This is a genomic window from Stutzerimonas stutzeri KOS6, from assembly GCF_000307775.2.
Taxonomy (GTDB): Bacteria; Pseudomonadota; Gammaproteobacteria; order Pseudomonadales; family Pseudomonadaceae; genus Stutzerimonas; species Stutzerimonas stutzeri_B.
Genome location: NZ_KK020676.1, coordinates 286,673 through 310,680, shown reverse-complemented (window position 1 = coordinate 310,680; position 24,008 = coordinate 286,673). Strand labels below are relative to the sequence as shown.

Genomic DNA, 24,008 nt, shown 5'->3' with positions numbered 1-24,008 from the left:
TGGTGGGCAAAAGCCCACCCTACGGGGGCTGCGGCCGCGTCGGGGCTGTGCGGACAAAAATCGTCGCGTCAGCCCCCGCCGAGTGCCGCGAGGCGCTTGCGTACGGCCGCTTCCCAGGCCACATCCGGGGAGTACCGTAGGGTGGGCTTCAGCTCACCAGCGCCCATGCCTTGTGCGTGTCGGTCGGTGGGCTAAAGCCCACCCTGCGGAGGCTGCGGCCGCGTCGGGGCTGTGCGGATAAAAAATTTTGCGTCAGGCCCCGCCGAGTGCTGCGAGGCGCTTGCGTACGGCCGCTTCGATGCCGGCGGCATCCAGGCCGCATTCGGCGAGCATTTCGCTGGGCTTGGCGTGCTCGACGTAGTAATCCGGCAGGCCCAGGTGCAGGATCGGTCGCAGCACGCCTTCGGCGGCAAGGAACTCGGCCACCGCGCTGCCGGCGCCGCCCATGATGCTGTTCTCCTCGATCGTCACCAGCAGCGCGTGACTGGCCGCCAGCTCGCGCAACAGGGCTTCATCCAGCGGCTTGACGAAACGCATGTCGACCACAGTGGCGTCCAGCGCCTCGCCGACCCGCAGCGCCTCGGGCAGCTGCACGCCGAACACCAGCAGCGCGGTCTTGCTGCCCTGACGGCGCACCACCGCCTTGCCGATCTCCAGCGGTTCCAGCCCCGGTTCGATGGCGGCGTTGGGGCCGCTGCCACGCGGGTAGCGCACCGCAGCCGGGCCTTCGAAGTGATAGCCGGTGGTGAGCATGCGGCGCATCTCGTTCTCGTCGCTGGGCGTCATCACCAGCATGCCGGGGATGCAGCGCAGGTAGGAGAGGTCGAAACTGCCGGCATGGGTCGGACCGTCTTCGCCGACCAGTCCGGCGCGGTCGATGGCGAACAGCACGTCGAGGTTCTGCACCGCGACATCATGGATCAGCTGGTCGTAGGCGCGCTGGAGGAAGGTCGAGTAGATCGCCACCACCGGCTTCAGGCCTTCGCAGGCCATGCCGGCTGCCAGCGTCACCGCGTGCTGCTCGGCGATGGCGACATCGAAGTAACGATCGGGATAACGCTCGCTGAAGGCCACCAGGTCGGAGCCTTCTTTCATCGCCGGGGTGATGCCGGTCAGCCGTGCGTCGGCGGCGGCCATGTCGCACAGCCACTGGCCGAACACATTCGAATACTTCGGCCCGGCGGGCTTCTTCGGTGCCGGCGGTGCGCCGACCGGCTCCAGCTTGCTGATCGCATGCCAGGTGATCGGGTCGGCTTCGGCCGGGGCGAAGCCCTTGCCCTTCTTGGTCACTACATGAAGGAACTGCGGGCCGTCGAGGTCGCGCATGTTGCGCAGGGTGGCGATCAGGGTGGGCAGGTCGTGGCCGTCGATGGGGCCGATGTAGTTCCAGCCCAGCTCCTCGAAGAGGGTACCGGGCACCAGCATGCCCTTGGCGTATTCCTCGGTGCGGCGGGCGATTTCCCAGGCGCCCGGCAGGCGCGAGAGGATCTTCTTGCTGCCTTCGCGCATGCTCGAATAGGTGCGGCTGGAGAGAATCTTGGCCAGGTAGTTGGACAGCCCGCCGACGTTGCGCGAGATCGACATGTCGTTGTCGTTGAGCACCACCAGCATGTTGGCGCCGACTTCCGGGGCGTGGTTGAGCGCCTCGAAGGCCATGCCGGCAGTGAGCGCGCCATCGCCGATCACGGCGATCGACTTGCGCTGCTCGCCTTTCAGACGGGCGGCGACCGCCATGCCCAGGGCGGCGCTGATCGAGGTGCTGGAATGACCGACGCCGAAGGTGTCGTATTCGCTTTCCGAGCGACGCGGGAAGGCGGCCAGGCCGTCCTTCTGGCGCAGCGTGGCCATGCGCTCACGGCGTCCGGTAAGGATCTTGTGCGGATAGGCCTGATGGCCGACGTCCCACACCAGCCGATCGTCCGGCGTGTCGTAGACGTAGTGCAGGGCGATGGTCAGTTCGATCACGCCGAGGCCGGCACCGAAATGCCCGCCGGTGCGGCCGACGCTATAGAGCAGCTCCTGGCGCAGTTCGTTGGCAAGCTCTTCGAGTTCCGCCTCGCTCAGTCGGCGCAGCTGCTCGGGTGTCGCCGCTCGGTCAAGAACGGGCGTCGCGGGGCGCACCCGAGGAATCTCATGGAACGTCTTGGGCATCAGGCGGATCGTTTTCGTTGAAAAATAGTGCGGCAGTTTACCCGATGGGCCCTTCGATAAGAACGGCCCCGGGTCCGGTAGGGTTTGGACTGCGTTTCTGGCAAAAGGCTCAGTTGCGTCGTTCGACGATGTAGCGCGCCAGCTCGCGCAGCGGCTCGGCGGCCTCATCGAACGGCTGCAGCGCATGCAGCGCCTGGTCGCGCAGCTCACTGGCGTAGACCTTGGCCGCATCCATGCCGAGCAGCGCCGGGTAGGTCGGCTTGTCCCGGGCGATGTCGGCACCCTGATGCTTGCCCAGGGTCGCGGTGTCGCTTTCGACGTCGAGGATGTCGTCCTGGACCTGGAAGGCCAGGCCGATGGCGCGGGCGTACTGGCTCAGCGCGGCGAGGCTGTCGGCATCGGCATGGCCGCTGGCGAGCGCGCCGAGCTGCACGCTGGCTTCGATCAGCGCACCGGTCTTGTGCCGGTGCATCAGTTCCAGTGCGTCGCGATCGAGCTTGAGGCCCACCGAGCCGAGGTCGATGGCCTGACCGCCGACCATGCCGGCCGGCCCGGCCGCACGGGCCAGCACGCTGAACATGCGCAGGCGCAGGGTGGCATCCGGCGGATTATGCCGGTCCTGGGCCATGGCCTCGAAAGCCAGGCTTTGCAGGCCGTCGCCGGCGAGGATGGCGCAGGCCTCGTCGAAGGCCTTGTGGGTGGTGGGCTGGCCGCGGCGCAGGTCGTCGTCGTCCATGGCCGGCAGGTCGTCGTGCACCAGCGAATAGGCGTGGATCAGCTCGACCGCACAGGCCGCGCCGTCGGCGTTGGCCTTGTCGCCGTTCAGTGCTTCGCAGGCGGCGTAGACCAGCAGCGGGCGGACGCGCTTGCCGCCGTTCATCACGCTGTAGCGCATGGCCTGGTAAAGCCGCTCGAGTTGCGGCTGCGGGGCGACGAAGAGCGCTTCTAGGCAGCCGTCGACGCGCTGCTGACAGCTTTTCTGGTAGTCGCCGATCATCATGCTTCGGGGTCCGACTCGAAGGGCGCTTCCTGCAGGGCGCCGTCGCGTTCCAGCAGGATCTGAACTTTCTGTTCGGCCTGGCTGAGTGCGGCCTGGCAGTCACGGGTCAGGCCGATGCCCTGCTCGAAGCAGGTCAGCGAGTCTTCCAGCGACAGTTCGCCGCTCTCCAGACGCTCCACCAGCTGTTGCAGCTCGGCGAGGGATTGTTCGAAATCGAGGGCGGCTTTCTTGCGGGCCATGCGGGAACCTGTCGTCGGCGGCGAGTCGGAATCGGGCGCGACATTAGCAAAGAAGGCCCGTTGCAGCCACAAGGTTCGCCGGCCTGATGCATCGCCAAGCGCTCCGTTGCCGAAGTGCAGCGGTTCACTCGGCCTTGGCGGCCGTCGTTTGTAGTGCTGCCTTCTGGCGTTTCGGGCTGGCTCCCCGTCTACGCGCTGGCTCTTGTTCGTTCTGGCGGACCGGCTTGGCGGGGCGATGGCGCAACGAACCGAGCGTCATTGCCAATCCGAACGGCCTGAGAATGCCGTTGAGGGTGTTGATCGTAGGATTGCCCCTGTCATTCTCAAGCGCGGACAGGGTCTTCGTCGTCAGTTTGCACATCTTGGTGAACGAGTCCTGGTCCAGTCCGGTGACTTCGAGGCGCAGGCGGCGAATTGTAATGGGCGCTGGCGCGCAGCGCTTGAGCAGGAACAGGTCCAGATCCATTCCGTTGGGCTTTTCACCGGCAAAACGCCTTTCCAGCGACTTTCGCGCAGCACCAGCGGGGATGATGTCGTAAATAAGCGCTGCAAAGCCCTGAGTGCGGGTGCTCGCCCAACTGATGGGCAGATTTACGCTGACCGCGGGATCGAGGCCGGAGTCGACACATTCCAGGAAATCGATCAGGTAGTTCGGGGTTTATGCAGTCGAGCAGACACCGTCCCTTTACCTTCGCAGGATCATCCACCGTCAGCACCAGGGCGTCGTGCCACCGGCCGTTAACGAATGTTTGTATCGTCAGCTGCTCAGGCATGGCGTGTACCGGAAATTTAACGCTTGAAATGCTAGTCAGGCGAGCATTTGCACGCAATAAACGTCTAGATCGAGGCGATTTTGGCGTTTAACTGGAATTTAAGTTCTGGTTTTTTTGCCATCCAGGCAGAGCGGCGTCGACCAGCGCATGCTCATGCGCCCGCTTGGTAGGCTCGCGCTTGAACTCGGGTCGATCTCATGGCTGGTCGTGCTGGCCGCATCGCCGTCAGCTGCGGAACCTGAACAGACAGTTGCAAATACTGCTGGTCCAAATCGGAGGTCCAGTCGGCCCAGCCTCAGCCGCACGGATTTCCTTTGAAAAATAAAAAGCCGGCTTGTGGCCGGCTTTATTTTCAAATAAGCCATTGAGGTATAAAGAGAAATATTAAAATTCTTCTCGCGTACCCACATTTAGTCCCACAGAAGTGTGGCGCGTTCATGGCGGCGTCCATCCAATCCAAGAGCGTGACGCGGTGGTGAAATGGAGCCATGCTAAGAGCCAGGCTCATTTAGGCAATGGACTGGTAAATGAAACGGGATGAAGAGAAAACACCCGCGGCCGTTTACGTTTACGCCGGCTTTAACCTAATCGTGCGAACCGTCCGCCTCATCTCCTACGGTGCCGCGTTCTGGATGGCGGTAAAGCCAGGCGGCAGCATCCTGGCCGCGCTGCTGATGGCAATAATCGCGAGCGCGATGAAAACTCGAAGCTATGCGGAAGACTTCGGCCGGTACGGCTAGCGGGTCGCTAATCGACGTTCGCCAGTTGAAAAAAAAATTAAGCGGAAAGCCCGGAAAGCCCGGGCTTTTTATTGAATCAGGGCCTAATCCATCCATCTGATGACCTGGGCTCGGCTCCCGGAATCAGTGCCAATCCGCGCCATACGTCAATAAAGTAAGATTTAGTGATTTTCCCGCCCCGATATTCTAGGCATTCCACTTCATAGTTCCCGTCAACCTCAAGCGGCCTTATTGCCGTGACCCTGGCGCATAACAGGCCGTTGAGGTTGATCCCTGTCGCTACAAGTTCGCGCGTTTCCGCTTCGTCTGGCGCAGCCGTGACGGCGGCCAAGTTAACCTCCGCGCCAAGCGCGCGCATGCTGAATAGCGCGAGTTCCCGCCGTTGCTCAACTGTGTGTTGATCCAGTTGTAGATAATCCTCCCGCCATGGCCCCGGAAACCGTGCGGCCAGGTTATCGGCTGCCGCCGGCCGGCCACCCTCTTCGCCATCATCCGCCACCATAAGCCCGGCGCCGATCGCCAGGGCACCGACCAGCACAGCAACCGGCAACCATGCGCGCCCTGGCTTACCTGGCTTCGGCGCTGGTGGTGACTCTTCCGCCATGCCGAATGCCACGCGCCAGCGTTGTTCTTTTTCAGCCTCCCGGGCTTTCTCCCGCGCCGCCGATACGTGCGACCAGACCAGATACGCCAGCACAGCGGCAACCGTGCCGCCGGTCAAAACGAACAGGCCGAAGAGTTCGCCGGGCATTGCTTGCACTCCTGATTCCATGGACGGCGGCCACCATATCGCCATGAACCATCATCGGCAAACACCTGCCTTTAACGTAGTCGCTCCGGGTCCCATCTGAGCGGGGGAGCCATCCGCGGGGGCGCAGAGTCACGGACTTCGCGAAATTCGAATTTTCTGTATAGGCACCTTCGGTGATGCGAATCCCGATTTTTCCGTTTTCGTATCGGGAAGAGTGCGTTAGTGCGTTAGTTCATGCGTTGGTTGTGCGTTGGTTGTTTCATCCCCACCAACGCGGCTAACGACGCGCTCCCAAAGCGCGTTAGTACGCTTGGGGGGTATGGGGGGTAACGCATACGCACTTTTTACCCCCATCAGCAGCGATTAAATGTCCATATCGTCGAGTAGGTCCGTCATGGTTGCGGGCACAAAACGTGTCTTCTTGTTCCGGTAATCATCTTTCCATTCTTCGCGCCGCAGTTGTCCGGCCGCCTCCAGGCGCACCAGCAGGCGATTGAATCGCGCTTTGCCTTCTTTCCTGCTCCAGTCTGCTGGAGCGCCTTCCATGGCGTGCAGCAAGTGCCAGGTTGTCGCCGGGCCGGACCTCGCCGCGCTCACATCCAGCCCCTTTGCGATAGCCTCCTGCATAAGCGCCAGGATGGTTTCGGCTTCCCGCTGTTCGGCCGTGGCTGCGCATTCGTCATAACCATCGATCATGGTCAGTGGCACCGGGACCGCATTGACGAAATCCATGCGAATCTGCTTTTCCAGCAGCTTGGCTAGGTTGGACTTCTCATGTACCAGCACTAGAACTCCGGCATCGTAGAACATGGCCAGACGGGCACGAACGGAGTTGTTCCAGGCTGTACTACCACTGTACCGGCTACCTGCAGTGGTAGAGCTGGCGCGAACGGTGGCTTTATCGACGTGCGCCAGCACGAGCACAGCTGCGTCTGTTTTCCGTGCCATGGATCGCATGAACCGGATGAATGTCCGCACCTCTTGGCGATCGTTTTCGTTCCCCGCGAAAGCGTCAGAAGCGTTGTCGACTACGATCAGATCAAACCGTTCACGTAGCAATGCCCCGCTTAGTTCCAGCAGGACGGGGGTGGGATAGAGCTTGCCGTCTTGGGGTGCCAGTAGCGCGCCAGTCCCTTTCGTACCGTCTGCGATCCGCACGTTTCGACTGACCCGCCCGGCGTCCAGGTCATAAGTGCTAATCACATCGCGCAGGCGCAGGCGGCATATATTGGCCGGGTCTTCCAGGCTGACGAACAAGGCGCGCCCTTCTTCCGTAGCCAAGCCATCCCAGTCGCGCCCGCAGGCTACGTGTGCAGCTAGGGCTAACGCCAATGTGGACTTTCCGGTCCCCCCATCAGCTGAAAGTAACGTCACGTCTCCGCGTGGCAGCAGCGGCTCAAACAGAAAGCGAACTGGTGGGATGTCCGCGATCATTAGGTCATCCAGCTCCACCCAGTCCAGCGCCGGGCCGTCCGGCTTGATCGGTGCGTATCCCTTTGCCTTGGCGCCGGCAAACATCCGCTCCAGCTCAGTGCCCATAAGTTCAGACGCACGATCAGCGCCACGCGCAGTGGCCACGGCCGGCGCGATAAAGTTGGCGAAAAGCTCCCTGATATCGTTCTCAGCTACCCCCGCATGCGTCCACTTACCGACGAGCGCTAGTGCGTTTGCATGAACGTCCTCGCCTGCCCGCAGATTGCCGATTGCACTTGCCAGGTTCACACGCGTGGGCATCAGCGCCAACAGCTCCGCGGTATCGTCATCGTCCGCCGTGGCTGTGGTGCCTTCAGATCCGTTGCCGGCGCTGTACCGCTCCCGTAGCTCCGAGCCGTACCGTTTCCCGCTCGCCTCAATCAGCCGTACAGGTTGCGGCCTCCCTTTGTTATGGAGGAATCCAGGCAGGCGCATAACGCGGGGCAGGTCGCAGACGCTTGGATCACTGCCCCATGATGCTGCAATCTGTTTTTGCCGGCTCATGAACTCGCCAAGCTCCAGCTCATCCGTAAGCCAGTAAGCGTGCAGCTTCCCGGCGCTGCTCTCGACCATGATCGATGGCGGCAACTCATCGGCTCGCAGCCGTTCCAAAGTATCTGGCGCTGGGTCATCGAAGTCAGCGAACAGCGCGCGGGGACGGATAATATTCTCCCTTTTGCGCCCCTCGCCATCCGTTGCGTTAACGGTCACGAATACACCAGCCCCCTTGGCGTTCATCTTCTCCAGAAAGGCGGCGTGCTCATCAAGCGTGCCGTGCCGCATTTGGGCGAGCAGTGGACGCTTTGCTGGGGTGTCGTCGAAGGTCTGGAATGTCACTGGCTCGCCAAGCGCCAGCGCCTCAAGAAAGCGACGGGCTTCGTTCAGATCGGGCTTCGGCGAGCAGGTCGCGGCTGGTGCCCCGATCAGGTCGTCATACTCTGCGTCCGTCACGGCTTCACCCCCGCAGCCCACAAAGCGGTTTCAGCTTCCGGGCGGGTACAGCCCAGGGCATACCGCATGATCTGAATACCGCTCATCCATGGGACATCCTGATCGACGAGCCAAGCGGCTAGTTGTGAGTGCGAACAGCCGTTTCGCCGGGCAAGCCGCCTGAGCTCAGCCCAGTTAGCACGCCGCAATGCCCGTGAGGGGGAGGGGAGTCGCCCCACGTGGGGGAGCCCAGCTCCCGCAACCATGTTCGGGTCTAGCGTCAGCCCTCGCCAGCTCATACCGTCACCCTCAGTTGTTCAGCAATCAGCGCGCGGACAGCTGCTAGCTCAGCGCGTACGGCGCCGATAGCGTCACTGTTCACTTCCGCGGGGTGCTGGTCAGCATCCGGGTCATCGAATTGCGTTGAAATCAATGCCAGTACAGCGTCAGCGCGAGCGATTGACAGGGACAGCGCGTCAATCGGGAAGTCTTGCGGGTTCATACGCGCTCCCCCAGTTTCTCAGCGATCCAAGCATCTACTGACGCGGCATTCCAGCCGACAGCGCGGGAACCAACCTTGCACGAGGGCGGAAAGTCTCCGCGCCTCATCAGCTCATAAATCCAGGCGCGCCCGAATCCGGTGGCGGCCATGACTTGGGGAAGGCGATAAATCGCCCGGGCGGGACGTGTGTGGCGGGACAAGCTGCTCATTTTGCATCGCTCCATTAGTGTCGTTTAACGACTAGCGACGCCTATTCAATACACCGAGTAGACCAACAGCCAGAGAGGCTTTTACGGCTGAAAATTCCCTTGCAGCAGCGCGGATCGCTGTGCTTTTGCCCATTCCTCGATGTTTTCAGCAGCTAGGGCTCGGAGTGGCGAAAGATCGGCCATTAGGGATCGTGCTAGCGGCGCCAGCGTGTCGCCAATCCAGTCGGTCCCCGAACAGCGGATGCAAGCCTCCTTCTCGCAAGGGGGATGGATGGCCTTTGCCATCATGGGTTCAGGTATGTTTGCGTCGGTTTCCAAGCACCAGATTTGCAAGTCCAGATACGGCAGGAGACCGTATTCGGCCCATTTGTCAGTCTTGGGGCGGTTTCGTGCTGCTTGCGCTGCGGCTCTCGCCTGCTTCAGCCATACTTGAAACGCACTCATCACCACCGAATAGGGGGCGCTCAGGTCTACGATGGCGACAGCCGCATCAGCTTCATGATCTAACCAGCCGGGAATCATGAGTGCCCCTATTGCCGGCGTTGCCTCATCGGTTGGCTGGATGTCAGCCCCGAGAGCGCGCCACGCATGTGCCTGTTCGCTATCCGCCAGCCGATCAATCCGGGCGGCTCTGCCCAGCTCGACCCAGGTTGCCGATCGAACGGGCCGGCGAGTGGCCAGTCTGTCAATAATCTCGCGTGTTCGGCTTGCGTCGGCCAATGGGCGCGCCCGCGTGTGTGCAAGTGCCGTCAGTGTCGACGAAGGTTCTTCAGTAACTAGGTGGGGGACTACCTGCCAGGCTCCCTGCCGCTTTTCGAGGCAGGCCCACCACTCGACTGGGCCGAAGCCGGCGCAGCCCCGATACTTCTCAAGGTCAAACCATTCCGGCAGGGTGTCGGGGCGTTTCATTTTCATACAGGTACCCCCGCACCGCTGACGCGCTTGAAGTCGCCTTGAATGACATTCGCCGCTGGCGGCGTTGTGATGAACTGCGCCCATTCCGCCATCAGCGCGCGTCGCTTTTCCAAAAAATCGGAGCGCGAATACGCGGCCTCGGTCTGGTCGCGCTCGTCATGCGCAAGCGCCAGCTCGCAGACTTCGCGCGGGTAGTGCGTTCGCTCGTTTGCCCAGTCGCGGAAGCTCGACCGGAAGCCGTGGCGGGTGATGTCGTCATGACCCAGGCTGTGCAATAGGGTACGAACGGCGTTCGCATGGATGGCTCCGGTTTTACCTTGACCTGGGAAAAGGAAAGGGCTGTCCTCAATATGTGGCAGGCTCTTGAGCATTTCCACAACGGGCGGCGCCAGGGGTATCTCAAACGCCTTGCGCATCTTCATTCGCAGGGCAGGCAGCGACCAAATGCCCGACTCCAGATCGAACTCATCCCAGGCGGCCAAGCGAATCATCTGTGCTCGTGCGCCGGTAAATATCATCAGGCGAGCGGCCACGGCAGCGCGCGAGTCACGGCCGGCGAGAGCGGTCATCAGCGCCGGGACGTCTTGCCATTTCATCGCGGCGAAATGTTCACGCTTGCGGGCTTTCTTCTTCTCCGCACGGCTCAGTAGGTTGTCCAAGTGCCCGCGCCAACGGGCAGGGTTGTCGCCCTTGCGCAGCTTGCGAGCCTTGGCCGCATCCAGTACCTGTTCGATCTGTCCGCGGACTTCGTCGGCGGTGCGGGTTTTGCTGCCCCAGATCGGTTGGAGGACACGTAACACATCCTCGGTTTCAATATCCCCGGCGGATTTCTTGCCGATGATGGGGAATGCGTACAGTTCCAGCTTGCGCAGCCAGCCCTTGCGCCACTTCTCTGACCAGGTAGCGCTATGCGCGGTGTGGTAGTCCATTGCCAAGCCTTGGAAGGTCACACGCTGAGCTTCCTTAGCCCGTTGTGCCTCCCGTTCGGCTTCGCGCTGGGCATCCCGGACTGCCATCGGGTCGATACCGCTCGCCAGTTGCTTACGGTGTCCCGCTGCGGTCAGGCGCGCTTCCTTCAAGCTCACTTCGGGATAGCTGCCCAACCCCATATCGCGGCGCCGGCCGGCAATCTGGTAACGCAGTAGCCAGGACTTGCTCCCGGATGCCCTCACGATAAGGCGCAATCCGTCCCCGTCCTCGTAGGTGCCCGACTCGCGCAGGTTCTCTACCTGCTTCGGGTTCAGCTTGCCCATGCTTCGCTCCCTGATTCTGTCCCCACACTTGTCCCCACACTTTTACGCTGGAGGGGGCTAGTTTCGGGTGGCTGCTAGTGGACAGATATTAGGCTGTAACCCGCATGGCGTCTAGGGTTGAGCGGAAGCGGGCAGAAATCACTAGACAATAAAAAAGCCGGCTTGTGGCCGGCTTCAGGGGGTGGCGTTGGCTTATTTTTGGTAAGCCGCAACCGCCTTGGTGATTGCTGCGCGGGCTTCGTCGGCGTTGCCCCAGCCTTCGACCTTGACCCATTTGCCCTTCTCGAGATCCTTGTAGTTCTCGAAGAAGTGCTTGATCTGCTCGAGGAGCAGGGCGGGCAGGTCGGTGTATTCCTTGATGTCCACATACAGCTGGGACAGTTTTTCGTGCGGGACGGCGATCAGCTTGGCGTCGCCGCCGGCTTCGTCGGTCATGTTCAGCACGCCGACCGGCCGGCAGCGGATGACCGAGCCCGGGGCAACCGGATAGGGGGTCACGACCAGCACGTCGAGGGGGTCGCCGTCGTCGGCCAGGGTGTGCGGGATGAAGCCGTAGTTGGCCGGGTAGAACATCGGCGTGGCCATGAAACGGTCGACGAACAGGCAGTCGGTATCGTGATCGATTTCGTACTTGATCGGCGCGTGGTTGGCCGGGATCTCGATGGCGACGTAGATGTCGTTCGGCAGGTCTTTGCCAGCCGGGACTTTGCTGTAGCTCATGAACGATGGGCTCCTGATCGGCCAGCGAGGCCTGGGGGCGGAAAAAAGTGGGCGCGATTATAGGCGCAATGTCGCGTGCAATGCACGCCGGCTTCGACGCGCCTGGCCTACGCAGGTTCCCGGTAGGCCGGATGTTCGGCCTGCAGGCGTTGCAACCGCGCCAGCGGGTCCTGGCGATAGAATTCCATGAGCTGCGTGTAGACCTCGGGAAAGGCCTGCTGCAGCACATCCGGGGCGCTGAAGAAGTACTCGCTGGTGACGGCGAAGAACTCCGCCGGGTTTTCCGCGGCATAGGGGTCGATCGGCGTCTCGACTTCCGGGTCGGCGTCCAGCGCGGCGTTGAGTCGGTCGTAGGCGCTCTGCATGGCGCTGGCCCAGGCATCGATGCGCATCTGCCGGTGCAGCGGCGGCAGGCCGTTTGCATCGCCGTTGAGCATGTCCAGCTTGTGTGCCAGTTCGTGGATCACAAGGTTGTAGGCCTCCCAGCCGCCACTCTCCTGCACGCCGGGCCAGGCGAGGATCACCGGGCCCTGCAACCAGGCCTCGCCGCTGTGCTCGGCGTCCCATTCATGCTCGACACCGGCGGCATCGCGGTGCTTTTGCGGGCTGAGGAAGTCGTCGGGGTAGATCACGATCTCGTGAAAGCCGCGGTACCAGCCGAGATCGGCCAGGTGCAGCAGCGGCAACTGTGCCTGCAGCGCCAGACGCAGGCGGTCTTGCGCCTGCAACTCGACGCCGGCCAGCGGTGTCAGGCGCTTGTCGTGCAGGAACAGCACGGCGCGCTCACGCAGGCGATCCAGCTCGTCTTCGCTCAGGCCGTCGAGCATCGGCAGGCTGTCGAGCACCTGTTGCCATAGCTGCGGATCGACCGGATTGCGGGCGAGGACGCGTTTGCGCTGCCAGGCGCGGTAGGACCACATGGGTGAGGTTTCCAGCGGGGCGGGGCGCCCACATTAAGCGCGGCTGCGGGCCGCGACAAGCATCGGTGTGCCGGGATCGGCGCGGCACGGGACTGCCAGGCGGGCGACTAAATCAGGGCAGGCCCTCGCGCCAGGAGAGCCGGGATGACCGCAGCGGATCAGAAACACCACGTCGACGGCACGATGATCTACAGCCAGGCGCGGGAGCCTTGGCAGTCGGCCTGAGTCGGCATCAGCCGAGCAGGAAGTTGCCGGCGCGCGGCTGGCCGTCCAGCACCGGCACTTCGGCTTCGTCCTTGAGTTGTACGCCGGACAGCTGGCGGCGGCTGGCTTCGCGCATCAGATACAGCAGGCGGTGCGCGGCGAGGTTGTAGCTCAGGCCCTCGGGGCGGATGTTGGAGATGCAGTTGCGCTGCGCATCATGACGGCCGACCTGCGGCGCCCAGGTGAAGTACAGGCCGAGGCTGTCCGGCGAGCTGAGTCCTGGCCGCTCGCCGAGCAGGATCACCGCCATGCGCGCCTTGAGGCGCTGACCGATTTCGTCGGCGATCGCCACGCGGCCCTGTTCGACCAGGCTGATCGGTGCGAGGGACCAGCCTTCCGCTTGGCAGAGCTCGGCGATCTTCAAGGCCATCGGTACCGCATGGCGCTGCACGGCCAGGGCCGAGAGGCCGTCGGCGATCACCAGGGCGAGATCGCAGCCTCCGTCAGCGTGCCCGGCGAGCGTTGCGGCGCTGGCGTCGTCCAGGCGCCGGCCGAGGTCCGGGCGTTGCAGGTAGGTCTGTCGGTCGGCTGCCGCGCTGTGCAGCGCCAGGCAGGCGAGGGCGTGCTTGTCCAGCTCGCGGGCCAGCGCCGCACGATCCAGCGGCAGGTGCACGGCATCGCGAGCCTGGGCATGGGCGAACTGAAAGTCCAGTTGCGCACCGGTGGGCAGGCTGGTGCCGGCACGGCCAAGGGCGATGCGTGCCGGGGTCAGCTGGCGCAGGTGCTGCCACGGATTTTCGATGGTCGGGGAGCGGTCGTGCATGGCTACCTCGGAGCGTGACGGTCAGGCGCGTGGAAAAGACCTGCGGTCGTTTTCCTCCCTACGGGCTGCGGTGTGGGTATCGGCATAGGGTGGAAAACCGCGCAGCGTTTTCCACCTGAGGATGGTCGAGGTAGCAAGGGCGGCTTCATGCCTGCTGCTCCAGCGCCCGGCGGAACGGTTCGGGCAGTTCGCGGCCGAGCTGCAGGCGGTTGCCGTCCTGGCGCAGGATCTGCATCTTCGCCAGCCATTCCTCGAACTCGGGGGCGGGCCTTAGGCCGAGCACCTGGCGCACGTAGAGGGCGTCGTGGAAGGAGGTGGTCTGGTAGTTGAGCATCACGTCGTCCGAGCCCGGGATACCCATGATGAAGTTGATGCCCGCCGTACCGAGCAGGGTCAGCAGCATGTCCATGTCGTCCTGGTCGGCTTCGGCGTGGTTGGTGTAGCAGATGTCGCAGCCCATGGGCACGCCTAGCAGCTTGCCGCAGAAGTGGTCCTCCAGCCCGGCGCGGATGATCTGCTTGCCGTTGTAGAGGTACTCCGGGCCGATGAAACCGACCACGGTGTTCACCAGCAGCGGTTTGAAGCGCCGTGCGACGGCATACGCCCGGGCCTCGCAGGTCTGCTGGTCGACACCGTGGTGAGCGTTGGCCGATAGCGCGCTGCCCTGGCCGGTTTCGAAGTACATCAGGTTGTCGCCGAGGGTGCCGCGCTTCTGCGAGAGGCCGGCTTCGTAGCCTTCCTGAAGTACTGCCAGGTTGATCCCGAAACTGGCGTTGGCCGCTTCGGTGCCGGCGATGGACTGGAACACCAGATCCAGCGGCGCGCCGCGGTTGATCGCCTCGATGGAGGTGGTGACGTGGGTGAGGATGCAGCCCTGGGTCGGGATCTCGTAGCGCTGGATGATGGCGTCGAGCATCTTCAGCAGCTCGCAGATGCCGGCGGTGCTGTCGGTCGCCGGGTTGATGCCGATCACCGCGTCGCCGTTGCCGTAGAGCAGGCCGTCGAGGATGCTCGCGGCGATGCCGGCACCGTCGTCGGTCGGGTGATTGGGCTGCAGCCGGGTGGACATGCGCCCGGGCAGGCCGATGCTGTTGCGAAAGCGGCTGACGACACGGACCTTCTGCGCGACCAGGATCAGGTCCTGCACGCGCATGATCTTCGACACCGCGGCGACCATTTCCGGGGTCAGCCCCGGGGCCAGGGCTTTCAGCGATGACTCGTCCGCCTCTTCGCCGAGCAGCCAGTTGCGGAAATCGCCCACGGTCAGGTGGCTGACCGGGGCGAAGGCGGCGTCGTCGTGGCTGTCGATGATCAGCCGGGTCACCTCGTCGCCTTCGTAGGGGATCAATGCCTCGTCGAGAAAGCGCCTGAGCGGCACCTCGGCCAGGCACATCTGCGCCGCCACGCGCTCGGCGTCGCTGGCGGCGGCCACCCCGGCAAGCAGGTCGCCGGAGCGCGCCGGGCTGGCCTTGGCCATCACCTCGCGCAGGTCGTCGAAGCGCCAGGTGGTGCCGCCCACGCTGTGCGAGTAAGCCATGTCAGCCTCCTTAATTCAGTGCAGCGACGCCTCGGCCTTCTCGATCGCCGCGAATTCCTCTTCCGGTGTGCCGGCGACCAGGTGGTGCCGGCTGTAGATCGCGAAGTAGGCGATGAATATCGCGTAGATGATCGCGGCGCCGATCACCACGCGGGGATCGACCAGGAAGCCCGCGATCACGGCGATGCAGGCCAGTACCAGGGCCACGCCCGAGGTGACGATGCCGCCGGGCGTCTTGTACGGGCGATGCAGGTCCGGCCGGCGCAGGCGCAGGACGATGTGCGAGGCCATCATCAGCACGTAGGAGATGGTCGCGCCGAACACGGCCACCAGGATCAGCAGGTCGCCCTGGCCGGTCAGCGACAGGGCGAAGCCGATGACGCCCGGGATCACCAGGGCCAGTACCGGCGCCTTGTTCCGGTTGGTCAGCGACAGGTTGCGTGGCAGGTAGCCGGCCCGCGACAGCGCGAAGATCTGCCGCGAGTAGGCGTAGATGATCGAGAAGAAGCTGGCGATCAGCCCGGCCAGGCCGACCAGGTTGACGAAGCCGCTCATCCAGGTGGACGAGCCGTAGGCCGTGGTCAGCGCTTCCACCAAGGGGTTGCCGGATGCCACCAGCGTGCTCGAACCGGCGCCGCCTGGGCCGACCAGCAGGATCAGCCCGGCGAAGGCAACCAGGATCAGCATCGCGCCGATCAAGCCGCGTGGCATGTCGCGCTGCGGGTTCTTGGTCTCCTCGGCAGCCAGCGGCACGCCTTCCACGGCGAGGAAGAACCAGATCGCGTAGGGAATCGCCGCCCATATGCCGACGTAACCGTAGGGCAGGAAGGTGCTGGCACCAACAGCGGCGGTCGGCGCGATATCGAGCAGCTTGTCGACCGAGAAGTGCGGCACCATGGCGACGATGAATACCGCCAGCGCCAGGGCGGCGACCGCGGTGATGATGAACATCAGCTTCAATGCTTCGCCAACGCCGAAGATATGGATGCCAATGAAGATGATGTAGAAGGCCAGGTAGATCATCCAGCCGCCGATGCCGAACAGCGATTGGCAATAGGCGCCGATGAACACGGCGATCGCCGCCGGGGCGATGGCGTATTCGATGAGGATCGCCGTGCCGGTGAGAAAGCCGCCCAGCGGGCCGAATGCGGTGCGGGCGAAACCGTAGCCGCCGCCAGCGGTGGGCACCATAGAGGACAGTTCGGCCAGCGAGAAGCACATGCACAAGTACATCGTGGCCATCAGCAGCGTGGCGATGAACAGGCCACCCCAGCCGCCCTGGGCAAGGCCGAAGTTCCAGCCGGCGTAGTCGCCGGAAATCACGTAGGCGACACCGAGACCGACCAGCAGCACCCAGCCGGCTGCGCCTTTCTTCAGTTCGCGTTCCTGGAAGTAGTGGCTGCCAACGGCTTCGAAATCGATTGCAGGGTGCGGTGGCGTTGAACGGCTGTGTTCGAGGGCCATGGGGGGAATCCTCTTGGATGGGTTGGCAACTCTGTCCCTAGCAAGCGTCATGCCCCGACGTCGCAAGCGCCCGCTCGCGACGATTTGTCAGCCAAGTTCGGCAGATACGCACCTTTTTCGCGCTCCGCAGCACCACGGCGGAGCCCGGCTGGTGTCTTGTACGAAAGCGCGGCCGACCACTGTCGGCCGCGCTCAGCCCATCAGAAGAAGCCCAGTGGATTGATGTCGTAGCTGACCAGCAGGTTCTTGGTTTGCTGGTAATGGTCGAGGATCATCTTGTGCGTCTCGCGGCCGACGCCGGATTTCTTGTAGCCGCCGAACGCCGCATGCGCCGGATACAGGTGGTAGCAGTTGGTCCATACCCGTCCGGCCTTGATCGCCCGGCCCATGCGGTAGGCGCGGTTGATGTCGCGGGTCCAGACGCCGGCACCCAGGCCATATTCGGTGTCGTTGGCGATGGCCAGGGCTTCGGCTTCATCCTTGAAGGTGGTGACGCCGATCACCGGGCCGAAGATCTCCTCCTGGAACACGCGCATCTGGTTGGTGCCCTTGAGCAACGTCGGCTGGATGTAATAGCCGCTTGCGAGCGAGCCTTCGAGCTTCTCTGCCGCGCCGCCGGTGAGCACTTCGGCGCCTTCCTGCTTGGCGATGTCCAGGTACGACATGATCTTGTCGAACTGCTGCTGGCTGGCCTGGGCGCCGACCATGGTGTCGGTGTCCAGCGGATCGCCACGCTTGATCTGCGCGACCTTCTTCATCACCGCTTCCATGAACGGTGCGTAGATGGACTCCTGCACCAGTGCGCGCGACGGGCAGGTGCACACCTCGCCCTGGTTGAAGAAGCCCAGCACCAGCCCTTCGGCAGCCTTCTCGATGAAGGTCGGCTCGGCCTGCATGATGTCCTCGAAGTAGATGTTCGGGCTCTTGCCGCCCAGCTCCACGGTGCTCGGGATGATGCTTTCGGCAGCGCGCTTCATGATGTGCGAGCCCACCGGGGTCGATCCGGTGAAGGCGATCTTGGCGATGCGCTTGCTCGAGGCCAGGGCTTCGCCTGCTTCACGTCCGTAGCCTTGCACGACATTGAGCACGCCGGGTGGCAGCAGGTCGCCGATCACTTCCATCAGCACGCTGATGCCCAGCGGCGTCTGTTCGGCCGGCTTGAGCACGATGCAGTTGCCCGCGGCCAGCGCCGGGGCGAGTTTCCAGGCGGCCATCAGGATCGGGAAGTTCCACGGGATGATCTGCCCGACCACGCCCAGCGGCTCATGGAAGTGGTAGGCCGCGGTGTGCTCGTCGATCTCGGCACTGGTGCCCTCCTGGGCGCGGATGCAGCCGGCGAAATAGCGGAAATGGTCGGCCGCCAGCGGGATATCGGCGTTCAGCGTCTCGCGCACGGCCTTGCCGTTGTCCCAGGTTTCGGTGATGGCGAGCATCTCGAGGTTCTGCTCGATGCGGTCGGCGATCTGCAGCAGGATCAGCGAGCGCGCCTGCACGCTGGTCTTGCCCCAGGCGTCGGCGGCCGCATGGGCGGCGTCCAGCGCCTTCTCGATGTCGGCGGCATCGGAGCGCGGGAATTCGGCGATGGGCTGGCCGTTCACCGGCGACAGGTTGGTGAAGTACTGGCCGCCTACCGGCTCGACGAACTCGCCGTTGATGAAGTTGCCGTAGCGGGTCTTGAAGGAAACCTTGGCACCTTCGGTGCCGGGATGGGCGTAACGCATGGTGAGTCTCCGGTCTTGTATTCGTGGTCGGACTGCCGTGGATTCAGCGTAGATCAAGGCCCGTTGGTCGGCGAGCCAAGCGACGTGTGGCGAGTGACCTGCATTCGGCTGGCGGGGACGCCGCCACGGCCGCTGGAGCGACGATCGGCAGCGCTGTGCTGTGCTAATCTGCGGCGCAATCGTCAGGCCCGCCGACCCGCGCAGAATGGTCGTTCAGGGCCGTGTCATGAGGCAGTCAGAGGTCATCCATGCATATCCACATTCTCGGCATCTGCGGCACCTTCATGGGCTCGCTCGCGGTGCTGGCCAAGGCGCTCGGCCATCGCGTCACCGGCTCCGACGCCAACGTCTATCCGCCGATGAGCACCCAGCTGGAGGCCCAGGGCATCGAGCTGATGCAGGGCTACGAGCCGGCGCATCTCGAACCCGCCCCCGACCTGGTGGTGGTGGGCAACGCGCTATCGCGTGGCAACCCGGCGGTCGAGCACGTGCTGAACAAGGGGTTGCCCTACGTTTCCGGGCCGCAATGGCTGGCCGATCACGTGCTGCAGGGCCGTTGGGTACTGGCCGCCGCAGGCACCCACGGCAAGACCACCACCAGCAGCATGCTGGCCTGGGTACTGGAACATGCCGGCATGAGTCCGGGCTTTCTCATCGGCGGCGTGCCGCAGAACTTCGGCATCTCCGCGCGCCTGGGCGAGACGCCGTTCTTCGTGGTGGAAGCTGACGAATACGACAGCGCCTTCTTCGACAAGCGCAGCAAGTTCGTCCATTACCGTCCGCGCACCGCGATCCTGAACAACCTGGAATATGACCATGCGGACATATTCCCCGACCTCGCCGCCATCGAGCGGCAGTTCCACCACTTGGTACGCACGGTGCCGGGCGAAGGGCTGATCACCCATCCAGAATCGGAAACGGCGCTCAAGCGCGTGATCGGCATGGGTTGCTGGACGCCGGTACAGACCACCGGGGAGGGCGGTCAGTGGCAGGCGAAGTTGCTCCGCGAGGACGGCTCGCGCTTCGAGGTGATCTTCGAGGGCGAAGTGCAGGGTGTGGTCGACTGGCAGCTGACCGGCCGGCACAACGTCGCCAATGCGCTGGCGACCCTGGCCGCGGCGCGCCATGTCGGCGTCTTGCCGAAGCAGGGCGCCGAGGCGCTGAGCGAGTTTCGCAGCGTCAAGCGGCGCATGGAAAAGGTCGCCGAGGTCAACGGCGTGACCCTCTACGACGACTTCGCCCATCACCCGACGGCCATTGCCACCACCCTCGACGGCCTGCGCAAGCAGGTGGGCGATACGCCGATCATCGCCGTGGTCGAGCCGCGGTCCAACTCGATGAAGCTCGGCGCGCACCGCGAAGGGCTGGCCGAATCCGTCGCGCTGGCCGATCAGGCGATCTGGTACGCGCCGGCCAACCTCGGCTGGGACCTGGCCGCGACGGTCGCCGGTTCGCCGGTGCTTACCACCGTCTGTGATTCGCTGGACGCGATCATCGCCAAGGTCAAGGCCGAGGCCGTGCCCGGCACCCAGGTGGTGATCATGAGCAACGGCGGCTTCGGCGGCTTGCACGGCAAATTGGCCGAGGCGTTGCGCCAGCGATGATCGAGCTATTCCATACGGGCGGCAATGGTGGGCTAAAGCCCACCCTGCGGGTTGCGGTGGCGCTCGCGTAGGGGACTGAAGGACACGGGTAGGGTGGGCTTCAGCCCACCAAAAAGGATAACGCGGAGCACAACGAATGAGCGGACCGGAACGCATCACCCTGGCCATGACCGGCGCCTCCGGCGCGCAGTACGGCTTGCGCCTGCTCGATTGCCTGATCCAGGAGGACCGCGAGGTTCACTTCCTGATTTCCAAGGCGGCGCAACTGGTAATGGCCACCGAGACCGACGTGGTGCTGCCGGCCAAGCCGCAGGCGATGCAGGCGTTTCTCTGCGAATACACCGGTGCTGCAGCGGGACAGATCCGTGTGTTCGCCAAGGAAGACTGGATGGCACCGCCGGCCTCCGGTTCTGGCGCGCCGACCGCGATGGTGGTGGTGCCCTGTTCTACCGGCACCCTGTCGGCGATCGCTACCGGTGCCTGCAACAACCTGATCGAGCGCGCCGCCGATGTCGCCCTCAAGGAGCGCCGGCAGCTGATCCTGGTGCCGCGCGAGGCGCCTTATTCGAGCATCCATCTGGAAAACATGCTCAAGCTGTCGAACCTGGGCGCAGTGATCCTGCCGGCCTCGCCCGGTTTCTACCACCAGCCGCAAACCCTCGACGATCTGGTGGATTTCGTCGTCGCGCGCATCCTCAACCTGCTCGACATTCCACAGGACATGCTGCCGCGCTGGGGCGAGCACCATATTGTCAGTGACGATTGACATGACCGGCCGCGCGCTGCTCGTGCTGCTTGCCCTGGGCCTGCTGGGCGGCTGCGCCAGTGTGCGCACGCTGGATGCCGCCAAGCCCGGCGCGCCGATCATCTATTCCGGCACGCGCCTTGACTGGTACAGCCTCAACGGCGGGTGCTGTCCGATGGATCGCTTCGGTGCGCTGGCGCCGAAGTATCCCGCGCTGGATCTACCCGCCAGCGCTCTGCTGGATACGTTGCTGCTGCCTTTTGCCGTGGCGACGGAACTGGGCGTCGGGCTCGGCGTGCAGGGCGGTCTCTGAGCAGCGTGCGGCATTACTGATCTGGGTTCAGGCTGGCCTCTCGCGCAGCCGGCATAATTTCCCCGTCTGCGGCACAAGGAGAACAGGTGTGAAAGACCGAGCCCAATTCCATATCAACTATTGGATGATCGCCATCGTGGTGTTCTTCGGCCTTCAGTATCTGCTGTCGGTGCAGCAGGAGGTCGCGACCATCCCCTACAGCGAGTTCGAACAGCACCTCAAGGATGGGCGTGTCGAAGAGCTGGCGATCACCGAGCGGCGTATCGAGGGCACGCTCAAGGAGCCGTTGCCCAGCGGCCAGCGACGTTTCGTCAGCAATCGCGTCGAACCGCAACTGGCCGAGCACCTGCAGCAGTACCCGGTGCGCTATACCGGCAAGGTGGAAAGCACGCTGCTGCGCGACCTGCTGTCGTGGATCGTCCCGGCGGCGCTGTTCTTCGGCATCTGGCTGTTCCTGCTCAAGCGCATCGGCAGTGGCCTGGGTGGTGGCGGCATGATGCAGATCGGCAAGAGCAAGGCGCGGGTCTATGTCGAAACCGACATGAAGGTGACCTTCGCCGATGTCGCCGGAGTCGACGAAGCCAAGGACGAACTCAAGGAAATCATCGAATTCCTGCGCGACCCGCAGACCTACGGCCGGCTCGGCGGACGCATGCCCAAGGGCGTTCTGCTGGTCGGCCCGCCCGGCACCGGCAAGACGCTGCTGGCGCGCGCCGTGGCCGGCGAGGCGAAGGTGCCGTTCTTCTCCATTTCCGGTTCCGAGTTCGTCGAGATGTTCGTCGGCGTCGGCGCCGCGCGGGTGCGCGACCTGTTCGAACAGGCGCGGGCGCAGGCGCCGGCGATCATCTTCATCGACGAACTGGATGCCCTCGGCCGCGCCCGCGGTGCCGGGCCGCTGTCCGGCGGGCATGACGAGAAGGAGCAGACGCTCAACCAGCTACTGGTGGAGATGGACGGCTTCGATACCTCCAGCGGGCTGGTGCTCTTGGCGGCGACCAATCGTCCGGAAATCCTCGACCCGGCGCTGCTGCGCGCCGGTCGTTTCGACCGCCAGGTGCTGGTCGATCGGCCGGACAAGGTCGGGCGGGTGCAGATTCTCAATGTGCACCTGAAGAAGTCGCGGCTGGGCGCCGATGTCGATCCTCAGGCCATCGCCGCCCTGACGCCGGGCTTCACCGGTGCCGACCTGGCCAACCTGGTCAACGAGGCGACGCTGCTGGCGACCCGGCGCAAGGCCGAGGCCGTGGCGATGGAGGATTTCACCGCGGCCATAGAGCGCATCGTCGCCGGGCTGGAGAAGCGCAATCGCCTGCTCAATCCGCGCGAGCGCGAGATCGTCGCCTACCACGAGATGGGCCATGCGCTGGTGGCGATGGCGCTGCCGGGGGTCGATCCGGTGCACAAGGTGTCGATCATCCCGCGTGGCATGGGCGCACTCGGCTACACCATCCAGCGGCCGATCGAGGACCGCTTCCTGATGACCCGCGAGGAGCTGGAAAACAAGATGGCCGTGCTGCTCGGCGGGCGCGCGGCGGAATGGCTGGTGTTCGCCCACCTGTCCACCGGTGCGGCCGACGACCTGGCCAAGGTCACCGACATCGCCCGGGCCATGGTCACCCGCTACGGCATGTCCAAGCGTCTCGGTCACCTGGCGCTGGAGCGTGAGCCCAACTCGTTCCTCGGCAACGAGGCGATGCTCGGCCTCAAGCCGCAGCATGACTATGCCGAAAGCACCGCCACGGCCATCGATGAGGAAGTCCTGGCGCTGGTGCAATCCGCCTTCCAGCGCAGCCTGACACTGCTCGAGGCGCGTCGCGACTTGCTCGAGCGCTGCGCCCGGCAGTTGCTGCAGCTGGAGACGCTGGATGCCGAGGCGCTGCGAGAGCTGAGTGCCGCCGCGGCCGGCGTGCCAACGCCTTAGGTGGGGCGGGCGCTGGCTTATCCGGGCGCGCGCCCGGCATGCTGCGCCAGCGCCCACTCGACATGCTCGCGCACCAGCTCCGATGGATCGTCGCGACGCGCTTCGAGCGCTTCCAGCACCGCAATGCTCGACGGCGCATTGCCCAGGCCCACCGCCAGATTGCGCAGCCAGCGCTGGTAGCCGGCACGGCGCAGCGGCGAACCTTCGGTACGGCTGAGAAATTCCTCTTCGCTCCAGCGGAACAGGCTCGCCAGCTCGGCATTGTCCAGGCTGTGGCGGGGCTGGAAGTCGCTTTGCTCGGTGGGGCGGGCGAAGCGGTTCCAGGGACAGACGATCTGACAATCGTCGCAGCCGAATACCCGGTTGCCGATCTTGTCGCGCAGCTCGACGGGGATCGGGCCTTTCAGTTCGATGGTCAGGTACGAGATGCAGCGCCGTGCATCGAGCAGCCGTTCGCCGACGAAGGCATCGGTGGGGCAGACGTCCAGACAGGCCCGGCAGCTGCCGCAATGGTCACGTGTCATCGGCTCGTCGACCGGCAGGGCGATATCGACGAACAGTTCGCCGAGAAAGAACCAACTGCCGGCCTTGCGGTTGAGCAGCAGGGTGTTCTTGCCGATCCAGCCGAGCCCGGCCTGCTGCCCGGCAGCCTTTTCCAGTACCGGCGCGCTGTCGACGAAGGCCCGGAAGCCGAACGGGCCGACCACCTGCTGGATGCGCTCGGCCAGTTGCTGCAGGCGCTTGCGGATCAGCTTGTGATAGTCGCGGCCGAGGGCATAGCGCGATACGTAGGCCTTCTGCGGATCGGCGAGCTGCTGGGTCATGCGCGTGTCACCGGGCAGGTAGTCCATGCGCAGCGAGATCACCCGCAGCGTGCCGGGCACCAGCTCGTCCGGTCGCGAACGCTTGCTGCCGTGGGCGGCCATGTAATCCATCTCGCCCTGGTAGCCGGCCGCGAGCCAGGCCTCGAGGTGCGCCTCGTGCTCGGCCAGGTCGACCCCGGTGATGCCGACCTGCTGGAAGCCGAGTTCACGGCCCCATTGCTTGATGGACTGGGCGAGGGTGGCTGGATCGAGAGCGGGGCTGGACATTGCTAGGAG

The 24,008-nt window shown here is 64.2% G+C and carries 22 protein-coding genes; 5 read left to right on the top strand and 17 right to left on the bottom strand.

Features of this window, described 5'->3' with window-relative positions; all coding sequences use genetic code 11:
- Positions 1–252 precede the first annotated feature (252 nt).
- From dxs to B597_RS0223125, 4 genes are all read right to left on the bottom strand, one after another.
- Positions 253–2,151, bottom strand: coding sequence for a 1-deoxy-D-xylulose-5-phosphate synthase (gene dxs / locus B597_RS29970; protein ID WP_003296341.1), 1,899 nt, complete (start codon positions 2,149–2,151; stop codon positions 253–255).
- 109 nt (positions 2,152–2,260) lie between these two features.
- On the bottom strand, positions 2,261–3,148 hold the full coding sequence (locus B597_RS29965) for a polyprenyl synthetase family protein (protein ID WP_003296342.1): 888 nt from the start codon (positions 3,146–3,148) through the stop codon (positions 2,261–2,263).
- Positions 3,148–3,390, bottom strand: a complete 243-nt coding sequence (locus tag B597_RS29960) for an exodeoxyribonuclease VII small subunit (RefSeq protein WP_003296343.1) — start codon at positions 3,388–3,390, stop codon at positions 3,148–3,150. Before B597_RS29960 ends, B597_RS29965 begins: the two co-directional genes overlap by 1 nt.
- Before the next feature lie 124 nt (positions 3,391–3,514).
- Positions 3,515–3,856 carry a helix-turn-helix domain-containing protein gene (locus tag B597_RS0223125; protein WP_051519735.1) on the bottom strand — a complete coding sequence of 114 codons (342 nt, stop codon included), beginning with the start codon at positions 3,854–3,856 and terminating at the stop codon, positions 3,515–3,517.
- Positions 3,857–4,690: 834 nt separating this feature from the next.
- On the opposite strand from B597_RS0223125, the gene B597_RS29955 reads away from it, so the two are divergent.
- Positions 4,691–4,903, top strand: coding sequence for a hypothetical protein (locus B597_RS29955; RefSeq protein WP_003296345.1), 213 nt, complete (start codon positions 4,691–4,693; stop codon positions 4,901–4,903).
- A gap of 76 nt (positions 4,904–4,979) precedes the next feature.
- Here the strand turns inward: B597_RS29955 and B597_RS29950 are convergent, their stop codons facing one another.
- The 12 genes from B597_RS29950 to B597_RS29900 all read right to left on the bottom strand — a co-directional run bounded on the left by B597_RS29950 (position 4,980) and on the right by B597_RS29900 (position 18,325).
- Entirely contained in the window at positions 4,980–5,654 is a 675-nt protein-coding gene (locus B597_RS29950; RefSeq protein ID WP_003296346.1) for a hypothetical protein, read from the bottom strand.
- A 363-nt stretch (positions 5,655–6,017) separates the two neighbouring features.
- Positions 6,018–8,078 carry an AAA family ATPase gene (locus B597_RS46025; RefSeq protein WP_152028139.1) on the bottom strand — a complete coding sequence of 687 codons (2,061 nt, stop codon included), beginning with the start codon at positions 8,076–8,078 and terminating at the stop codon, positions 6,018–6,020.
- Positions 8,079–8,352: 274 nt separating this feature from the next.
- Positions 8,353–8,559: a hypothetical protein gene (locus B597_RS29945; protein WP_003296348.1), complete on the bottom strand. Its 207-nt coding sequence runs from the start codon at positions 8,557–8,559 to the stop codon at positions 8,353–8,355.
- Positions 8,556–8,768 (bottom strand): helix-turn-helix transcriptional regulator, encoded by a 213-nt coding sequence (locus B597_RS46255; protein WP_003296349.1) that lies wholly within the window; start codon positions 8,766–8,768, stop codon positions 8,556–8,558. The genes B597_RS29945 and B597_RS46255 overlap by 4 nt, the downstream gene beginning before the upstream one ends.
- Before the next feature lie 81 nt (positions 8,769–8,849).
- Positions 8,850–9,683 (bottom strand): DUF6387 family protein, encoded by an 834-nt coding sequence (locus tag B597_RS29935; RefSeq protein WP_003296350.1) that lies wholly within the window; start codon positions 9,681–9,683, stop codon positions 8,850–8,852.
- A complete protein-coding gene (locus B597_RS29930) occupies positions 9,680–10,936 on the bottom strand; it encodes a tyrosine-type recombinase/integrase (protein WP_003296351.1) in 1,257 nt (418 codons plus the stop codon). The genes B597_RS29935 and B597_RS29930 overlap by 4 nt, the downstream gene beginning before the upstream one ends.
- 192 nt (positions 10,937–11,128) lie before the next feature.
- A complete protein-coding gene (gene ppa, locus B597_RS29925; protein ID WP_003296352.1) occupies positions 11,129–11,656 on the bottom strand; it encodes an inorganic diphosphatase in 528 nt (175 codons plus the stop codon).
- Positions 11,657–11,763: 107 nt separating this feature from the next.
- Positions 11,764–12,576, bottom strand: a complete 813-nt coding sequence (locus tag B597_RS29920) for a M90 family metallopeptidase (protein WP_003296353.1) — start codon at positions 12,574–12,576, stop codon at positions 11,764–11,766.
- A 232-nt stretch (positions 12,577–12,808) separates the two neighbouring features.
- Positions 12,809–13,603: an ethanolamine ammonia-lyase subunit EutC gene (eutC, locus tag B597_RS29915; protein ID WP_003296354.1), complete on the bottom strand. Its 795-nt coding sequence runs from the start codon at positions 13,601–13,603 to the stop codon at positions 12,809–12,811.
- 145 nt (positions 13,604–13,748) lie between these two features.
- Positions 13,749–15,140 (bottom strand): ethanolamine ammonia-lyase subunit EutB, encoded by a 1,392-nt coding sequence (locus B597_RS29910; protein WP_024161789.1) that lies wholly within the window; start codon positions 15,138–15,140, stop codon positions 13,749–13,751.
- A 15-nt stretch (positions 15,141–15,155) separates the two neighbouring features.
- Positions 15,156–16,604: an ethanolamine permease gene (gene eat, locus B597_RS29905; RefSeq protein WP_003293929.1), complete on the bottom strand. Its 1,449-nt coding sequence runs from the start codon at positions 16,602–16,604 to the stop codon at positions 15,156–15,158.
- A gap of 200 nt (positions 16,605–16,804) precedes the next feature.
- The gene (locus tag B597_RS29900) at positions 16,805–18,325 is read right to left on the bottom strand and encodes an acetaldehyde dehydrogenase ExaC (RefSeq protein WP_003293928.1); all 1,521 of its coding nucleotides are present in this window, start codon (positions 18,323–18,325) and stop codon (positions 16,805–16,807) included.
- Between the two features lie 248 nt (positions 18,326–18,573).
- Between B597_RS29900 and mpl the strand changes: the two genes are divergently transcribed.
- The 4 genes from mpl to ftsH all read left to right on the top strand — a co-directional run bounded on the left by mpl (position 18,574) and on the right by ftsH (position 22,908).
- Positions 18,574–19,929, top strand: a complete 1,356-nt coding sequence (mpl, locus tag B597_RS29895; protein WP_003293927.1) for a UDP-N-acetylmuramate:L-alanyl-gamma-D-glutamyl-meso-diaminopimelate ligase — start codon at positions 18,574–18,576, stop codon at positions 19,927–19,929.
- 136 nt (positions 19,930–20,065) lie between these two features.
- The gene (gene ubiX / locus B597_RS29890; RefSeq protein WP_003293926.1) at positions 20,066–20,695 is read left to right on the top strand and encodes a flavin prenyltransferase UbiX; all 630 of its coding nucleotides are present in this window, start codon (positions 20,066–20,068) and stop codon (positions 20,693–20,695) included.
- Between the two features lies 1 nt (position 20,696).
- Entirely contained in the window at positions 20,697–20,987 is a 291-nt protein-coding gene (locus B597_RS29885; protein WP_003293925.1) for a YceK/YidQ family lipoprotein, read from the top strand.
- Positions 20,988–21,075: 88 nt separating this feature from the next.
- Complete coding sequence (ftsH, locus tag B597_RS29880) at positions 21,076–22,908, top strand: ATP-dependent zinc metalloprotease FtsH (RefSeq protein ID WP_003293923.1); 1,833 nt, start codon at positions 21,076–21,078, stop codon at positions 22,906–22,908.
- A 17-nt stretch (positions 22,909–22,925) separates the two neighbouring features.
- Here ftsH and queG read toward each other — a convergent pair whose 3' ends face one another.
- The gene (gene queG, locus B597_RS29875; protein ID WP_003293921.1) at positions 22,926–23,999 is read right to left on the bottom strand and encodes a tRNA epoxyqueuosine(34) reductase QueG; all 1,074 of its coding nucleotides are present in this window, start codon (positions 23,997–23,999) and stop codon (positions 22,926–22,928) included.
- Positions 24,000–24,008: the final 9 nt, after the last annotated feature.

Coding starts and splice junctions, on each gene's coding strand:
- dxs (WP_003296341.1), bottom strand. CDS start 2,151: ATGCCCAAGACGTTCCATGAGATTCCTCGGGTGCGCCCCGCGACGCCC.
- B597_RS29965 (WP_003296342.1), bottom strand. CDS start 3,148: ATGATCGGCGACTACCAGAAAAGCTGTCAGCAGCGCGTCGACGGCTGC.
- B597_RS29960 (WP_003296343.1), bottom strand. CDS start 3,390: ATGGCCCGCAAGAAAGCCGCCCTCGATTTCGAACAATCCCTCGCCGAG.
- B597_RS0223125 (WP_051519735.1), bottom strand. CDS start 3,856: ATGGATCTGGACCTGTTCCTGCTCAAGCGCTGCGCGCCAGCGCCCATT.
- B597_RS29955 (WP_003296345.1), top strand. CDS start 4,691: ATGAAACGGGATGAAGAGAAAACACCCGCGGCCGTTTACGTTTACGCC.
- B597_RS29950 (WP_003296346.1), bottom strand. CDS start 5,654: ATGCCCGGCGAACTCTTCGGCCTGTTCGTTTTGACCGGCGGCACGGTT.
- B597_RS29945 (WP_003296348.1), bottom strand. CDS start 8,559: ATGAACCCGCAAGACTTCCCGATTGACGCGCTGTCCCTGTCAATCGCT.
- B597_RS46255 (WP_003296349.1), bottom strand. CDS start 8,768: ATGAGCAGCTTGTCCCGCCACACACGTCCCGCCCGGGCGATTTATCGC.
- B597_RS29935 (WP_003296350.1), bottom strand. CDS start 9,683: ATGAAAATGAAACGCCCCGACACCCTGCCGGAATGGTTTGACCTTGAG.
- B597_RS29930 (WP_003296351.1), bottom strand. CDS start 10,936: ATGGGCAAGCTGAACCCGAAGCAGGTAGAGAACCTGCGCGAGTCGGGC.
- ppa (WP_003296352.1), bottom strand. CDS start 11,656: ATGAGCTACAGCAAAGTCCCGGCTGGCAAAGACCTGCCGAACGACATC.
- B597_RS29920 (WP_003296353.1), bottom strand. CDS start 12,576: ATGTGGTCCTACCGCGCCTGGCAGCGCAAACGCGTCCTCGCCCGCAAT.
- eutC (WP_003296354.1), bottom strand. CDS start 13,603: ATGCACGACCGCTCCCCGACCATCGAAAATCCGTGGCAGCACCTGCGC.
- B597_RS29910 (WP_024161789.1), bottom strand. CDS start 15,140: ATGGCTTACTCGCACAGCGTGGGCGGCACCACCTGGCGCTTCGACGAC.
- eat (WP_003293929.1), bottom strand. CDS start 16,604: ATGGCCCTCGAACACAGCCGTTCAACGCCACCGCACCCTGCAATCGAT.
- B597_RS29900 (WP_003293928.1), bottom strand. CDS start 18,325: ATGCGTTACGCCCATCCCGGCACCGAAGGTGCCAAGGTTTCCTTCAAG.
- mpl (WP_003293927.1), top strand. CDS start 18,574: ATGCATATCCACATTCTCGGCATCTGCGGCACCTTCATGGGCTCGCTC.
- ubiX (WP_003293926.1), top strand. CDS start 20,066: ATGAGCGGACCGGAACGCATCACCCTGGCCATGACCGGCGCCTCCGGC.
- B597_RS29885 (WP_003293925.1), top strand. CDS start 20,697: ATGACCGGCCGCGCGCTGCTCGTGCTGCTTGCCCTGGGCCTGCTGGGC.
- queG (WP_003293921.1), bottom strand. CDS start 23,999: ATGTCCAGCCCCGCTCTCGATCCAGCCACCCTCGCCCAGTCCATCAAG.